This window comes from Thalassospira xianhensis MCCC 1A02616 (assembly GCF_003326475.1).
Taxonomy (GTDB): Bacteria; Pseudomonadota; Alphaproteobacteria; order Rhodospirillales; family Thalassospiraceae; genus Thalassospira; species Thalassospira xianhensis.
The window spans coordinates 188,787-204,534 of record NZ_JPWA01000004.1; the positions used below are offsets into that span (position 1 = coordinate 188,787).

Consider the following 15,748-nt stretch of genomic DNA (forward strand, 5'->3'; position numbering starts at 1 on the left):
TGTAATGATGTCCGGCTGGTCCCTGATCCGTATCACCACAATCCTTGTTTATCTGTTTCTGTTCGCGCCGGTCGCGGTCGTCATCCTGTTGGCATTCAACGCCAACCAGTTCGGCAGTTTCCCGATTGAAGGTTTTTCGACACGCTGGTTCGAAGCATTGTGGAACAACGATGCTATTATCCGTGCATTCAAAACATCTCTGTTGCTGGGCGCGCTGACCAGTTCGATTTCAACGACGTTTGGCACGCTCGCGGCCCTTGCCATGGTCAGGTACGATTTTCCGGGAAAGCGTTCGATATCAACGCTTTTGGTTGCTCCAATCCTGATACCCGAAGTCGTCCTGGCTGTGGCTCTTTTGCTGTTTCTGCAATTCCTCTCCATGCCCAAAAGCTTTGGCCTGCTTCTGATGGGGCATGTCGTATTTACCCTTCCCTTTGTGGTTCTGGTGGTTCAGGCGCGCCTTGTATCGATCCGGCGCGACGTCGAAGAAGCCGCCATGAGCCTTGGCGCAACACCGATCCAGACTTTCTTTGAAATCACCCTGCCGCTGATGATGCCGGCTGTCATGGCCGGGATGCTGTTTTCATTCACCATCTCGTTTGACGACATTACCGGCACCCTGTTCTGGAAACCGGGCGGGGTTGAAACCGTCCCAACCCAGATTTTTGCCATGCTGCGCAATTCCATCAGCCCGGAAATCAATGCACTGGGCGCTGTGATGGTGATCTTCACCATCGCGCTGCCATTGATTGCCACCGCCATTGCACGCATCGCATCAGCGCGAAAAATACGGGCACAAAAAGCCGCTGCCTAACAAACAACAGATACCGCGGGAAACCGCCAAAACCAACAACAAGACCATAAAAAAGAAGACCATAAGACCGACAAGAAAACGGATAAAAACCTTTATCAGGAGGCCTTAAATGGACGAGACGAAACGCTATGAACGCCTGCTTACCCGCCTCAAAGACGGCGATATCAACCGTCGCACTTTTCTGACCGTTCTGGGGGCTGCGGGTGTCACCGCCGGAATCACCGGTGGCCCGATGGGCATGCTGACCCGCAACGCCCTTGCCGCAACACCAGAACAGGTCCGCTTTGACGGCTGGGGCGGTGTGGTATCCGAGGCATTTGAAAAATACGCATTTGCCCCCTATACCGAAAAAACCGGGATCAAGGTCGTATCGGGCACCTTTGGCGGTGCGGACGAATATATCGCCCGCGTCAAAGCTGGTCAGCCGGGTGAATTCAACCTTGCCCACCTGTCGGGTGTGTTTGACTATGCCCGCTATCATGGTCTGGAACTAACGTCCGAGCTGAACGAAGCCAATATTCCGAACCTCAAAAACGTCATTCCCGGCCTGATCGAACCGCTGCGCAAAATCACCGGCGGTACCATTTCGGCGGTTCCCTATGATTATGGCACCACCGGCATTGCCTATAACCGCAAATATATCAGCGACGATGAAGCCAAGGCCAAAGGTGCCAAGCTGATGGTCGATGAAGCTTACAAAGGCAAGATCGGCGGCTGGGGCGAATGGAAAACCCGCGTCTGGTACGGTGCCCTGCAATCCGATCAGGACCCGAATGCAATCAAGGATATCGACGCCGTCTGGGACATGATCCGTGCCCATCGCGATCTGGCCCTGAAATACTGGAGTTCAGGGGCCGAACTGATGAGCCTTCTGGCAGAAGAAGAAATCTATGTCACCGAAGGCTGGTCCGGGCGCATCAAGGCATTGCAGGATCAGGGCCACGATATCGGCTATCACGACCCGAAAGGCGGTCTTGGCTGGCAGGAATGCCTGTTCGTTCTGCGCGGAAGCCCGATGGCAGCCTGTGAAGAACTTCTGAACTTCATGCTTGAACCCGAAGTCGCGATTGCGGTTGCCGAAGGCCAAAGCTATCCGCCTGCTCTTGATCCGCAGAAAGTCGAACTCGGCAAAGTCATCCCGACCCTGCCCGCGTTTGATCCATCCGGCACACTTAAAGAACTCAGCTTCTTTGACCCGGCCTATTGGAACGAAAACGAAGCCGACTGGTCGAAAACCTTCTCGCGGGTTCAGCGCGGCTACTAAGCCGGACTGATCGCATAAACCGGAACCCCGGTCGTTGTTTTTTAAATAATGGCCGGGGCACCACAGCCTTTTTCTGACAGGGTTATTTGTGATGGCTGACATCGAAAATGCGGTCGAACTGCAAAATGTCGTCAAGCGTTACGGCGAATTTACCGCCGTGCAACGCATGGATCTGACCGTGCCTGACAACAGTTTCGTGACCTTTCTGGGTCCATCGGGCTGCGGCAAGACCACGACACTTCGCATGATTGCCGGACTGACCGACATTACCGAAGGCGATTTGCTGATCCGTGGCAAACGGGTCAATGCCCTGCCGATCCACAAACGCAATCTGGGACTGGTGTTTCAGAACTACGCCCTGTTCCCGCACAAATCGATTTACGACAATATCGCCTTTGGCCTGAAATACCGCAAAGTGTCCAAATCCGACATCCGCGACAAGGTCAATCGCGCCCTTGATCTGGTGCAACTGCCCCATGTTGCGGATCGTTTTCCCAACCAGCTTTCCGGCGGGCAGCAACAGCGCATTGCCCTTGCGCGTGCCATCGTGATCGAACCCGACGTGCTGTTACTTGATGAACCGTTGTCCGCCCTTGACGCCAATCTGCGTGAAGAAATGCGGGTCGAACTGAAACGTATTCAGCGCGAGCTGGGCATTGCCACCGTTTTCGTCACCCACGATCAATCCGAAGCCCTTGCCATGTCCGACAAGCTGGTGGTGATGAATAACGGTGTCGTCGAACAGGAAGGCGCGCCTGAAGACGTCTATAACAATCCCGCATCCGCCTTTGTTGCCGATTTCCTTGGTCATTCCAATATCATTCCTGCTGCCCTTGGTGCACCGGATGCGGCCTTTACCAAGGTTGCCCTGCAAAGCGGTGAAACATTGCTGACGACATCCGAACAAACCGCCAAAGCCAATGGATCAAAAGACGTCCGCGCCGTTATCCGCGCTGAAAAAATCGGCCTGTCGGATCAGAACGGTGCCACGGACGGTGTGGTTGCCATCCCCGGCAGGATCAAAACGGTGGATTATCTGGGTCAGCAGGCCCGCTATTTCGTCACGGCCAATGGTCGTGACTGGCAGGTGATCAACCCGATTGATGCCCGCCCCCATCACGAAGGCGCTGATGTGTTCATGCACATTGCCGCCCGAAATTGTGTGTTGTTGCCCGGTCATAACGACTGACCGGATCTGGAGTGCCACCCGAAGTGACGCATGATAACCCCAAAACCGGCCATAACCGGGAATCCCGCCTGTTTTATCAAAGCCGTTCGCGTCGGCCGCTGATTGACCGTGCCAAGGGCGTCTATATGTGGGATGTCGATGGCAAACGCTATATCGATGCCTCCAGCGGTGCCATGGTCAGCAATATCGGCCATAGCGACCCGCGCGTGATTGCCGCGATGAATGCGCAGCTTGAAAAGGCCAGTTTCGCCTATCGCCTGCATTTTGAAAATGATGCGGCCGAAAATCTGGCATTCCGCCTTGCCGAACGCGCACCGGGCGATCTTGAACGGGTATTCTTTGTATCCGGCGGGTCCGAAGCCGTCGAAAGCTGCATCAAGCTTGCCCGTCAATATGCCCTGGCAAAAGGGCAAGCCCAGCGGACCAAGATCATTTCGCGTTTCCCCAGCTATCACGGTTCAACCCTTGGTGCGCTCGCCATCACCGGCTATACGCCAATGCATGCGCCCTTCGCCCCGATGATGGTCGATCAACCGAAAATTCCGGCCCCGACCTGCTATCTGGATCGCGATGATCTGAGTGATCATGAACGCGGCCTGAAATACGCCAACATGCTAGAGGCCGAAATACTCAAACAGGGTCCGGAAACCGTTCTTGGCTTCATCATGGAGCCCGTCGGAGGAGCTGCGACCGGCGCGCTGGTCGCGCCCGACAGCTACTATGCCCGCATTCGCGAAATCTGTGATCAATACGGCATTCTTCTGATCTATGACGAGGTCATGACGGGTGCCGGGCGCACTGGCAAATATTTCGCTGCCGAACATTGGGGCATCACGCCTGATATTCTGGCCGTATCAAAGGGGTTGGCGGCGGGTTATGCCCCGCTGGGGGCGATGATCGCGCCTGATCGTATTGTCGGACCGGTTCTTGATCATGGCGGGTTTATTCACGGTTACACCTATGCCGGAAATCCGATGGCCTGTGCGGCGGGCAACGCGGTTCTTGATGTTATCGACGAAGATAACCTTCTGGAAAATGCGACCCAAAGCGGGGCGGCATTAAAGGCCGAACTTGGCAAACTTGCCGCTGATTTTCCGTTTATCGGCGATGTGCGCGGCCTAGGATTGCTGCTTGCGGTCGAACTGGTCAAAGACCGCGAAACCATGGAACCGATTGATCCCAAACATCTTGCGGCTGCCCGCCTTGTCGACATCGCCTATGACAAGGGCCTGATCATTTACTGGCGTCGCACCCGCGGCGGTTATCGCGGCGATCATGTGATGGTCTGCCCGCCCATGACGATCACACCCGATCAGTTTGACGACATCCTCACTCCGTTGCGCGCCGCCCTTGGCGACCTTCAGGACGAACTCACCCGTGCCGGAGCCTTTGCATGAGCCGGAAAGTCATCATCACCTGCGCAATCACCGGATCGGTTCATACTCCGTCAATGAGCCCGCATCTGCCAATCACCCCCGACCAGATTGCCGATCAGGCAATTGCGGCGGCAAATGCCGGGGCTGCCATCCTGCATCTGCATGCCCGCGATCCCGAAACCGGCTTTCCAAGCCCGGAACCGGCTGTTTTCGACCAATTCCTGCCACGCATCAAATCGGCTATTGATGCGGTGATCAACATTTCGACCGGCGGCGGCATGACCATGACGGTCAAGGACCGCATTCGTGCCGCAAAGCAGGCCGCACCCGAAATGGCGTCGCTGAATATGGGTACGATGAATTTTGGCCTGTTCCCGGCCCTTGCCGGGCGTAGTAACTGGCAACACGACTGGGAACCGAAATTTCTCGAAGACAGTCGTGATTTCGTATTCAAAAACACCTTTGCCGATATCGAAACCATTCTGGCCGATCTGGGTGATGCCAATGGCACAAGGTTTGAATTTGAATGTTATGACGTCGGGCATCTTTATACGCTGGCCCATTTTGTTGATCGCGGCCTGATCAAGGGTCCGATTTTCATTCAGTTCGTTCTGGGCGTTCTGGGGGGCATCGGGGCTGATCCCGATAACCTTGCCCATCTGAAACGCACCGCCGACAAACTTTTTGGCGATCAGTACCAGTTTTCGGTTCTGGGTGCCGGCCGTCATCAGATGCCGCTTGCCACGATGTCGGCCACCATGGGCGGACATGTGCGGGTCGGGCTTGAAGATAACCTGTATCTGCGCAAGGGCGAACTGGCCCCGGACAACGCATCACAAGTTCGCAAAATCCGTGAAGTTCTCGACGGGTTATCCCTTGAAATCGCAACACCGGACGAAGCCCGCACCATGCTGGGCCTAAAAGGTGCCGATCAGGTCGCCTTTTAGGAAATAACAAACTGCCACCAACACCACGACGCAAAGCCAACGAAAGGCGGCGCCCATGATGCATGCCTATTTCTCAGCCGATCAGCTTCGCCATCACGGCCAGACATTCATGGTCGCAGGCGAAGCACGGCCAATCCCCGAAGTCCCCGAACGGGCGGAAATCCTGACCACGGCCGTCAAACGGCTTGGCCTTGATTTGCGTACCCCTGATGATTTCGGCATGGGTCCGATTGCCGCCATTCATGCGCCGGAATATCTGAAATTCCTGCAAACCATCCATGCCGAATGGAAGGTTTTTGGTGGTTCTGATCTGGTCGTACCCGGCATTCATCCGTTTGTCCGGCTTGGCCCCTATCCAAGATCACCTGCGGGCAAGGCCGGTTTTCATATGGGCGATACATCCTGCCCGATATCGGCAACCACCTGGCAATCGGCCTATGCCAGTGCACAAACCGCGATTGCCGCCACCCGCCGTGTCCGCGATGAAAATGCCCAATCGGCCTATGCCCTGTGCCGGCCGCCCGGCCACCATGCCAGCCGCGATATTGCTGGTGGTTTCTGTTACCTGAACAATAGTGCCATTGCCGCACAGGAACTGCGCGCCAAATACGACCGGGTTGCGGTCCTTGATGTTGACCTGCATCACGGCAACGGCACGCAGCATATTTTCTATGCCCGTGATGATGTCATGACGCTGTCGATCCATGCCGATCCACGCGATTTCTATCCGTTTTTCTGGGGTCATGCCGAAGAACGCGGACAGGGTGCAGGGCTTGGTTTCAACCACAATTATCCCCTGCCCCTTGGCAGCGGCGATGACGCATTTCTGGCCGCCCTTGATCGTGCGCTTGTCATGATTGATCATTTCAGCGCCGATGCGGTTGTCATTGCACTGGGTCTGGATGCATCATCGGATGATCCGTTTGGCGGACTGGCCGTCACACCCGGCGGATTTGCCAGAATCGGCGAAAAAATTGGCGGCATCAATCTGCCAACCGTGCTAGTGCAGGAAGGTGGTTATGTCAGTAACACACTGGCTGAAAACCTTTTTCAGTTTATCAGCGCCTTTGACGCCACCACCGCAGGGAGCCCCAAATGAAAACATCTGATATCCTGATCATTGGCGGCGGTATTGCCGGCATGTCAGCAGCCTATTTTCTGGCCAAACGCGGCAGGTCCGTCACGGTTCTCGAACGCGAAGATCAGCCCGGCTATCACAGCACGGGCCGGTCAGCCGCACTATACAGCGAAACCTACGGCCCGAAAATCATCCGCAAGATGTCGACCGCCAGCCGTGACTTTTTCCTGAACCCGCCCGAAGGTTTCACCGAAAATCCGATCCTGACCCCGCGCGGTGTGATCCTGACCGCCGCCCACGGCAATGAAGGCGCGATTGACGAACTTCTGACCGAAGGCCGCGCAAATGGCGCGAAGGTTGTCGCCCTGACAGCCGATGATATCAAAAAACTGATCCCGATCCTCAATACCGATCTGATTGCGTGCGGTGCCCTTGAAACCGATGCGATGGATATTGATGTTCATGCGCTGCATTGGGGCTTTATCCGCCATTTCAAAAAGCTTGGCGGTGATCTGGTGGTCAAGGCCGATGTCACCGCAATTGCAAAAACCGCAACCGGCTGGCAGGTCACGGCAGGCGGCGAAACCTATGAGGCGCAAATCCTCGTTAACGCATCCGGTGCATGGGTCGATGAAATCGCAAAACTGGCGGGCGTTACCCCATTGGGCATCACCCCCAAACGCCGCACGGCGGTGATGGTTGATCTGCCATCTGACATCAATGCGCATGGCTGGCACATGGTATCGGATGTCGGCGAAGGCCTGTATTTCAAGGAAGATGCCGGTCGCCTACTGGTGTCACCTTCCGATGCCACCCCCACCGTGCCCCATGATGTCCAGCCCGAAGAACTCGATATCGCCATCACGATTGACCGCCTGATGACGGCAACCACGCTTAAGGTCAATCGACCGGGCGAAGCATGGGCTGGCCTGCGCAGCTTCTTTGCCGATGGCGATCCGGTATCGGCATTCGACCCGGTTGCGGATGGCTTTTACTGGCTTGCCGGTCAGGGCGGTTATGGCATTCAAACCGCCCCCGCGATGGGTGAATACGCCGCCAGTCTGATTTGCGGCGATGGCGTACCAGACAGGATGACGAAACTTGGCGTGACCACGGATGCCCTTGCTGCCACCCGCCCGGGCCTTGTCCGAACAGCGTAAGGAAGAATACGGAAATCGTGCCATGACCCATTTTGATCGCAATGAACTGCGACGTAGCGTTGCCAATCGCCGGGATCGTGCAATTGACGACCTTTGTGCATTGGTTCGCCATGCCAGCCTTCTGGGCAATGAAACATCGGCCCAGAACTGGGTGGCGGATCGTTTTGCCGATATGGGGCTTATGGTCGAACGGGTTGCGGTCAATATTGACGAATTGCGCGATTTACCGGGCTTTTCCCCACCGGTTACGACCGAATATAACGGACGGGAAAATATCGTCGGCATTCATGAACCGGCAAAGCAAACCGGACGCAGCCTGATTTTAAACGGGCATATCGATGTCGTGCCGACCGGGCCGGTGGCGCAATGGCGACGCGGACCGTTTGATCCCTATGTTGAACGCGACTGGCTTTATGGCCGTGGGGCTGGCGATATGAAGGCCGGGATCATTGCCTATTGCCACGCCCTTGCCGCCCTTCATGATCTGGGGCTTGAACCCGCCGCCCCGGTTATCCTGCAATCGGTTGTCGAAGAAGAATGCACCGGCAATGGGGCGCTGGCCTGCCTGCATGCCGGATATCGGGCCGATTGTGCGATCATTCCCGAACCGTTCAACCAGACGCTGATGACAGCCCAGCTTGGCGTGATGTGGTTCCAGCTTCACGTCACAGGAAGTCCGGCACATGTTCTTGATACCTCGGCCGGAAGCAACGCCATCGAGGCCACCTTTGGCTTTTTCGAAACCCTGAAAGAAGTCGAGGACATCTGGAACCATCCCACCCATTGTCATGCGGCCTATGGCGCACATGTGCATCCGGTGAATTTCAATCTGGGCAAGATCGAAGGCGGTGAATGGGCATCGACCGTACCGCCGGTTTGTTCGGCCGACATCCGTGTCGGGTTCTATCCCGGTATGGAATTGGCCAAGGTCCGCGAAACCATCGAGGCGGTTGCACAAAGTGCGATGGAAAATCACCCGACCTGCAAGGGTGCAAAATTCGACATCACCTATCGCGGTTTTCAGGCCGAGGGATGCGTGATGGACGAAACCCATCCGATGATGACCATGATCGGTAACATCCATCACGAAGTCACCGGCAATACGATCAAAAACTATGCTTCCACCGCGACGACGGATGCGCGTTTCTTCCAGATTTACGGCAATACCCCGGCCACCTGTTATGGCCCGAAAGCCGAACGAATTCATGGCATTGACGAACGGGTCTCGATTTCCAGCATGATGGAAGTCACCGAGGTCCTTGCCCTGTTCATTGCCGACTGGTGCGGCGTTACCAAACGTGATAATCACGCCGCATAATCATACCAAAACCCAATCATATCTTGATACCAGGAGACTTTGATGAGCATTCAGCGTTTTCACACCGGCCCGCGCATGAGCCAGGCCGTTGTCCATGGCAACACCATCTATCTTGCCGGTCAGGTTGGCGAACCGGGCAGCGACGTTACCAACCAGACCAAGGAATGCCTTGCCAAGGTTGATGCGCTTCTGGCCGAATGCGGCGCGTCAAAGGAAAACATCCTTTCGACCACCATCTGGCTTGCCGATATGGCCGACTTCGCGAAAATGAATGAAATCTGGGACGCATGGGTCCCGCAGGGTCACACCCCGGCACGTGCATGCGGCGAAGCCAAACTTGCCACCCCGGATTATCTGGTTGAATTCATCGTGGTTGCGGCAAAACCGTAATCCGGTTACTTCCGCCCCGAATACAAAAACGCCCGGCCAATTGCGCCAGGCGTTTTTTTTGTATGAGGACCATGAATTCTACCGATCCCGCTCGTCCCGTGTCACGATCAGTGACTTGGCTTCCAATGTGCGATGCACCGGGCATTTATTGGCAATCGCGATCAGCTTTTCTCGGACTTCCTCGGTAAAATCACCATGCAGGGTAATGATCCGTTCGAAACGGTCGATCTTGCCGCCCTTCTGTTCGAATTCCGCCCCGCATTCCATGCAATCCGTCGCATGGATTTTATCATGTCGGACTTCTACCCGAATGCCATCGACCGGGATCTGTTTCTGATCGGCATACATCCGCATGGTCATCACCGTGCATGACCCAAGGGCGGCCGCCAGAAAATCATAAGGTGACGGTCCACTGTCAAACCCGCCGACACCTTCGGGCTCATCGGCAAGCATTCTGTGATGCCCGGCCAGAACCATCGCCTGAAACTTGCCAAGCCCGGTTTCCCGTACAACCACCGCCCCATCGGGCACCTCTTCATTGGCCGGTTCTTCGTCGGTGATATACCGCCGCGCCCATGCACTGATCACTTCCGCGGCATAGGTCGCATCGTCGGGATCGCGCAACAAATGGTCGGCACTATCAAGCGACACAAAGCTTTTCGGATGCTTGGCGGCATCAAAAATCCGCGCCGCATTTTCAATACCCACCGTCTGATCCATCGGTGCATGCAGCACCAGCAACGCCTTGTGCAATTTGCCGACCGATTTTCCGATATCATGGGCGCGCAGATCATCAATGAAATGCTTCTTGATCACAAAGGGCCGCCCGCTTAACGAAACTTCGGCCTGCCCGTCGCGTTCGATATCTTCAAGGTAACCTGCGAAATTATGGGTCACATGCTCGACATCGGCGGGTGCACCAATCGTTGCAACCGCGGTTGCCTCGGGCACGCTATCGGCCACGGCCAAAACCGCTGCCCCGCCCAACGAATGTCCGATCAGCAAACGGGGGGCTGCAAATTCATGCCGCAGGAAATCAGCCGCGCGTTTCAGGTCATCCAGATTGGATGTGAAATTGGTGGATGCAAAATCACCGCCCGACCCGCCAAGCCCGGTAAAGTCGAACCGCAAGACCCCAATCCCCTGCATGGTCAGGGATTGCGCGATCTTGCGCGCCGCCGTCAGGTCCTTGGAGCACGTAAAACAATGCGCAAACAGCGCATAGGCCCGAACCGGTCCCGTCGGCAAATCCAACCGCGCTGAAAGCTGCGCACCAAGTGCACCTTCAAAGCTAAGCTTAATTGGCCTCACAGCCATATCGGACCTCCGCCGTCAGTGTTTGGCGAATTCATTCTTTATTTATGCGCACTCTAGGCTAGCATGCGGTATTCGCCACCACGAAACCAAGGGTAATACAGTATGACAATACTGGAAACCAAAAGAACGCTTGTCCGTCATGCGACCCATGATGATGCCCCCTTTATCCTGCAACTGCTGAACGAACCGGGCTGGATCCGGTTTATCGGGGATCGCAATATTCGGGATCTTGATGCCGCACGTGACTATATCGATGAACGGCTTCTCAGCAGTTATCTGAAACACGGTTTCGGTTCTTACATTGTGATCGAAAAGGCAACGCATACCGCAATCGGTCTATGCGGTTTTGTCAAACGCGACACCCTTGATGCGCCCGATATCGGCTATGCCATTACCGAAAGCCGTCAGGGCATGGGCTATGCGTTTGAAGTCAGCAACGCCCTGATCGACTATGGTTACGACACCCTCGGGTTTGATCGGATATTTGGCTATACCCTGCCGGACAATACCGTATCGCTAAAACTGTTGACCAAACTTGGCCTGACCTATGAACGGGATCAGGACGTCAATAACAGCGGCGAAATCTGCAAGCTGTTTGTAAAGGTCGCCTGAATGCAAAAACCCGCATCACCGGATGCGGGTTTGATCGTCTCAGGGACGACTATCATCATCCTGCGCGACGAATACCGATCTTGCGCCCGACCCCGCTTGGCACCGGTAAATCGCGATGCGCATCACGGATCAGATCAAGCGTCTTTTGAACATCATCGGGAAATGCCGCCGACCGCCGCGTTTTCATATCGATATGCATCGTGATGATTTCATTGGTCGCCGAAAGCCATCCTTCGGTCCCATGGCGCAATTCGTGATACATGTGAATGCGTTTGTGATCGCAATCAAGAATTTGCGTATGGATCACAAACGGGTCGTTCAGGTGAATTTCCCGGTCATAGGTGATGTGCATTTCAAGTGCAAAGGTCGAAAACCCGCGCCGTTCGGGATAAGTCCGTCCCATCCCGACCGCATCAAGAAACGCCACAGATCCCAGATCAAATCCGACAACGTAATAACCGACATTCACATGCCCGTTAAAGTCGATCCAATCTTTCGGTACCGTCCCGCGATAGCTTTCCAGCATCTCCGGGGCGAAAAGATCGGTACTGATCATTTGCCAACCTTCCCGACGGCATCGACAACCGCAACCGCCGCAACGAAATCTTCAAGCGAATGACCGACCGATTTGAAAACGGTGCATTCTGCATCGGTTTGGCGTCCCTTGACCTCACCGCGCGTCAGGCCAAACAGATCGCCCAGAATATCGGATTTGGCAATCGATCCGGCATTCAACGGCTGAACCACGTCACCACCTTCCGCCGCTGCCCCTTCAAAGCTATCAACATAAATCCGGCATTTCTGCATCAGAGCATCGTCGGTTTCACGCATCGTCGGTTTGAACGCACCGACAAGATCAACATGCGTGCCCTCACGAAGCCAGTCACCGCGGACCAGTGGTTCGGTCGAAAGGGTGGCGCATGAAATCAGATCGGCACTCTTGCATGCCGTTTCCAAATCATCCGTGCCCACCGCCTCAAACCCAAGGGTGGCGGTTTCAGCAGCCAACGCGCGGGCCTTGTCGCCATTGCGATTCCAGATCGTGACCTTTTTGATCGGGCGAACCGATGCGTGCGCCTTAATCAAGTTCGGCGCCATCGCCCCGGACCCGACCATTACCATCTCGCGGGCGTCCTTGCGTGCAAGATAATCCGCTGCCAATGCCGATGCCGCCGCCGTGCGGCGCGTCGTCAGTTTGGTGCCATCAATCACCGCCGATGGTTGACCGGTTACTGCATCAAGCAGGATATAAGTCCCCGAAACCGCCGGCAGGTTACGCGCCGAATTGCCCGGCACCACGGCGGCAACCTTGACCCCGGCCGCCCCGTCCTTTTGCCAGGCAGGCATGATCAGGAAAGTCGCGTCATCCTCATTGCTGCGTTCCATGTTGAAATGGCTGCGCAACGGAGCTTCACAGCCTTGGGCAAATCCTTTGCGGAGCGCCTCAACCAGATCGCGGGGCGAGACGAATTTATCGATTTCTTCGGCAGAGATGAAACGCATGGGCCTTCCTGTAAATTTATTTTCGATTTCAGCGTGGTAGCATGGATATCTTATACCACGTCAAAGAACATGCGTCACAGGATCGCACGCTGTTTTTCACTTTGTTTCTGGTGAATAATCTGCCCGCCACATGTGGCCTGTTGGCCGATTAACGCTGCAAAAAGCGTTTCAGATGCCCAAACAGCGAACCGGTACCAAGGTAAAGTTCTTCAAGCACCGTGAAATGGTTCGCACCCCATGCCTTATAGACCGGGACCTTCAACCCCTCGCGCCCGCAATAGGCAGCATAGGCATCACTTTGGCGGACAAATTCCGGGCTTTCGTTGCTGCCGACCACCACCATCATTTTGACGTCATGCGGAACGGCATCAAGCATCGGTGAATTATCCGCCGCCGTCGCAGCATTAAGCCGCACATCGTCATTGATGCTGGTAAAACGGATCGGTTCCAGATCGAAAACCCCGGAAACCGGAACAACCGCACAAAACGGATTGGCATCATTAAGGGAATCTTCCCAATGATGGGCTGCAAGGCGCGCGACAATCTGCCCGCCTGCCGAATGACCGGAAATGCTGATACGATCACGATCTCCGTTAAAATCGCCGATATTCTGATAAATGAAGGTCATGCAACGGACCGCTTGCAAGGTAATTTCAGCAACCGTCACATCCGGGCACAGGTCGTAATTCGGGCAAATGACAGTAAAGCCCGCGGCGTTCAGGTCGCGGGCAACAAACGCATAATCCTTTTTGTCCTGACTTCGCCAATAACCGCCATGGAAAAACACATGCACTGGTGCATCCGGCTCGGCCGCCGGGTAAACATCCATGGTTTCCTTTGGCCCGTCGCCATAACGGATATCGGTCATGTGGTGGACACTTGCCCGTGTGTCGTCGGACAGACGCACAAAACGTTCAAAACAGGTCATGTATTCCGGCACGGTTTCGCGCGGATTATACTGCCATTCAAGTTCGGCAAGGGTAAAACCACCCCAACTCATCTGAACCTCGTTTGCTCTGCCCGGACCGGAATTATTATTGGTAGATCAGGCACGTCCGATAATCTTTCTTTATTTTTCAAGTTTTTGCAAATGCTTCACACAGGGGCATAATTTCCGCTGACAAACATCTTGTCGTAATTGCACTGCGGGCAAGTCAATGGCAGAATATCGAAAATCAATTTTAAAATCAGTCGGATAGACCATGAACAGCCGCACATTCCACAGCCCGTTCCCAGCCGGTGATACGGATCGCAACCAGATTTGGGAAATGCTGGTGCCGCGCGATATTGCGGCCTTCGTCGCGGCCGACTGGTCCATGGTCAAAGACGACTTCAAGGCAGACGGCTTTTACGCCATTGATGCCTGCAAATCCGATGATCCCGATGCCTGGAAAATGATGTTCCCCGATCTGGCAGCCTATCGCGATGAGTGGCTGCGTCAGGCGATAGCAGCACAGGAAATCGACTATGTCGAAGACCTGTTTGATGGTGTTTTCCGTGCCACCTACCTCTCGAAAATCGATATCACCGGCAATCGCGCACTGGTGCGCAAACATTTCAACGGCGCCATAAAAAAAGCAGACGGATCAACTGACCGTCTGCTTTGGAAAACCCATTATTACTGCGAAAAACAGTCTGATGGAAAATGGCTGATCACCGGTTTCACCGGCTATCTGCCCAACCATGATCCGGCATAGGTAATCGTGCCTTAAAGCACGTAACCCCGCGCGGCGACATCAACCGTTTCGATATCGCCATCGCGCACCAGATGCACCTGATCAAGCATGTTACTGACAACGCAGACATGGTTCGGGATGATTTCGATCCGCTGGCCGATTTCAAACGGCTGTGTCGCCGGATCGAAATGCAAAATGCCGTGTTCCTCGGACAGAGCCTTGACCGCAACATCGGGATGCCCCACGACATAGCCATATCCGTCTAGACCCAGCAAATCGGATGTCAGAACCTTTGACCCGGCATCAATGATTGCCCGGCCCGGTGTTGGCAAGGATACGATCTCGGTCAACACCCGAAGTGCACAATCATCTTCCTTGCAAACCCCACGCGCCATCAGGGATCGGTCATTATAAATATAAGTCCCGATGCGATGTTCGGTCACAGACGGCACTTCATGGGCCAACCACATATCGGGCGTCCCACCGGAACTGCGCACCAGGCATTCAAGGCCAATCGCATCCAGTTCCTTCATGGCCGTGGTGAAAAATGCCTCAACCTTGGCACCACCACCGGTCGCCGGATAGGTCATAAGCCCGACAAACCTGATCCCCGGCAGTGATTGGATTTTCTTTGCCAGTTCAACGGCCTCTGCCGGGTTTTGCACCCCGCAACGTCCGCCACCGGTATCGCATTCGATCAGGATTTCAAGCGGCTTGGCACTGTCGGCAAAGGCCTTGGACAATCCTTCGACCACAACCGCATTATCGGCCACCACGCGCAGGCTTTTGATACGGTCAAACAATGCCCGCAATCGCGCGAGTTTGCGTTCACCCAATACGTTATAGGTCAGAAGAATATCATCCAGCCCTGCATCTGCCATTACCTCGGCCTCGCCAATTTTCTGGCAGGTGATCCCGATAGCACCTGCCTTCATCTGTTGGGCGGCGAAGGCCGGAATTTTATGGGTTTTGATATGCGGACGCAGCCCGATCCCGTGTTTGTCACAATAGGTCTGATAGCTTTCGATATTGCGGTCGACAGTATCAAGATCAACAACCGCGCAGGGCGTATCAAGTTCGGGATATTGGGGCATTCCGGTCATC

16 protein-coding genes are annotated in these 15,748 nt (G+C 55.0%); 11 read left to right on the plus strand and 5 right to left on the minus strand.

Annotated features, from left to right (window positions below; all coding sequences use genetic code 11):
- The first annotated feature begins 4 nt into the window (after positions 1-4).
- From TH5_RS05695 to TH5_RS05735, 9 genes are all read left to right on the plus strand, one after another.
- A complete protein-coding gene (locus tag TH5_RS05695; protein WP_208638407.1) occupies positions 5-814 on the plus strand; it encodes an ABC transporter permease in 810 nt (269 codons plus the stop codon).
- 109 nt (positions 815-923) lie between these two features.
- On the plus strand, positions 924-2,078 hold the full coding sequence (locus tag TH5_RS05700; protein WP_114121039.1) for an ABC transporter substrate-binding protein: 1,155 nt from the start codon (positions 924-926) through the stop codon (positions 2,076-2,078).
- Positions 2,079-2,169: 91 nt separating this feature from the next.
- The gene (locus TH5_RS05705) at positions 2,170-3,267 is read left to right on the plus strand and encodes an ABC transporter ATP-binding protein (protein WP_114121040.1); all 1,098 of its coding nucleotides are present in this window, start codon (positions 2,170-2,172) and stop codon (positions 3,265-3,267) included.
- Positions 3,268-3,290: 23 nt separating this feature from the next.
- Positions 3,291-4,664 (plus strand): aminotransferase family protein, encoded by a 1,374-nt coding sequence (locus tag TH5_RS05710; RefSeq protein WP_114121041.1) that lies wholly within the window; start codon positions 3,291-3,293, stop codon positions 4,662-4,664.
- On the plus strand, positions 4,661-5,590 hold the full coding sequence (kce, locus tag TH5_RS05715; RefSeq protein WP_114121042.1) for a 3,5-dioxohexanoate:acetyl-CoA acetone transferase: 930 nt from the start codon (positions 4,661-4,663) through the stop codon (positions 5,588-5,590). The genes TH5_RS05710 and kce overlap by 4 nt, the downstream gene beginning before the upstream one ends.
- Before the next feature lie 55 nt (positions 5,591-5,645).
- A complete protein-coding gene (locus tag TH5_RS05720) occupies positions 5,646-6,689 on the plus strand; it encodes a histone deacetylase family protein (protein WP_114121043.1) in 1,044 nt (347 codons plus the stop codon).
- On the plus strand, positions 6,686-7,828 hold the full coding sequence (locus TH5_RS05725; protein WP_114121044.1) for an NAD(P)/FAD-dependent oxidoreductase: 1,143 nt from the start codon (positions 6,686-6,688) through the stop codon (positions 7,826-7,828). The genes TH5_RS05720 and TH5_RS05725 overlap by 4 nt, the downstream gene beginning before the upstream one ends.
- A 22-nt stretch (positions 7,829-7,850) precedes the next feature.
- Entirely contained in the window at positions 7,851-9,146 is a 1,296-nt protein-coding gene (locus TH5_RS05730; protein ID WP_114121069.1) for a M20 family metallopeptidase, read from the plus strand.
- A gap of 42 nt (positions 9,147-9,188) precedes the next feature.
- Positions 9,189-9,536, plus strand: a complete 348-nt coding sequence (locus tag TH5_RS05735; RefSeq protein ID WP_007089349.1) for a RidA family protein — start codon at positions 9,189-9,191, stop codon at positions 9,534-9,536.
- A gap of 78 nt (positions 9,537-9,614) precedes the next feature.
- Here the strand turns inward: TH5_RS05735 and TH5_RS05740 are convergent, their stop codons facing one another.
- Positions 9,615-10,853 (minus strand): bifunctional alpha/beta hydrolase/OsmC family protein, encoded by a 1,239-nt coding sequence (locus tag TH5_RS05740; protein WP_114121045.1) that lies wholly within the window; start codon positions 10,851-10,853, stop codon positions 9,615-9,617.
- Positions 10,854-10,955: 102 nt separating this feature from the next.
- Between TH5_RS05740 and TH5_RS05745 the strand changes: the two genes are divergently transcribed.
- Positions 10,956-11,465, plus strand: coding sequence for a GNAT family N-acetyltransferase (locus TH5_RS05745; RefSeq protein WP_114121046.1), 510 nt, complete (start codon positions 10,956-10,958; stop codon positions 11,463-11,465).
- Between the two features lie 55 nt (positions 11,466-11,520).
- Here the strand turns inward: TH5_RS05745 and TH5_RS05750 are convergent, their stop codons facing one another.
- The 3 genes from TH5_RS05750 to TH5_RS05760 all read right to left on the minus strand — a co-directional run bounded on the left by TH5_RS05750 (position 11,521) and on the right by TH5_RS05760 (position 13,968).
- Entirely contained in the window at positions 11,521-12,021 is a 501-nt protein-coding gene (locus tag TH5_RS05750) for a thioesterase family protein (RefSeq protein ID WP_114121047.1), read from the minus strand.
- Positions 12,018-12,968: a bifunctional Delta(1)-pyrroline-2-carboxylate/Delta(1)-piperideine-2-carboxylate reductase gene (lhpI, locus tag TH5_RS05755; protein WP_114121048.1), complete on the minus strand. Its 951-nt coding sequence runs from the start codon at positions 12,966-12,968 to the stop codon at positions 12,018-12,020. The genes TH5_RS05750 and lhpI overlap by 4 nt, the downstream gene beginning before the upstream one ends.
- Positions 12,969-13,116: 148 nt before the next feature.
- Complete coding sequence (locus tag TH5_RS05760; protein WP_114121049.1) at positions 13,117-13,968, minus strand: alpha/beta hydrolase; 852 nt, start codon at positions 13,966-13,968, stop codon at positions 13,117-13,119.
- Between the two features lie 202 nt (positions 13,969-14,170).
- Here TH5_RS05760 and TH5_RS05765 point away from each other — a divergent pair, with 202 nt between their 5' ends.
- Complete coding sequence (locus TH5_RS05765) at positions 14,171-14,665, plus strand: hypothetical protein (RefSeq protein WP_114121050.1); 495 nt, start codon at positions 14,171-14,173, stop codon at positions 14,663-14,665.
- A gap of 11 nt (positions 14,666-14,676) precedes the next feature.
- Here the strand turns inward: TH5_RS05765 and TH5_RS05770 are convergent, their stop codons facing one another.
- Positions 14,677-15,747, minus strand: a complete 1,071-nt coding sequence (locus TH5_RS05770; RefSeq protein ID WP_114121051.1) for a D-TA family PLP-dependent enzyme — start codon at positions 15,745-15,747, stop codon at positions 14,677-14,679.
- Position 15,748 lies beyond the last annotated feature (1 nt).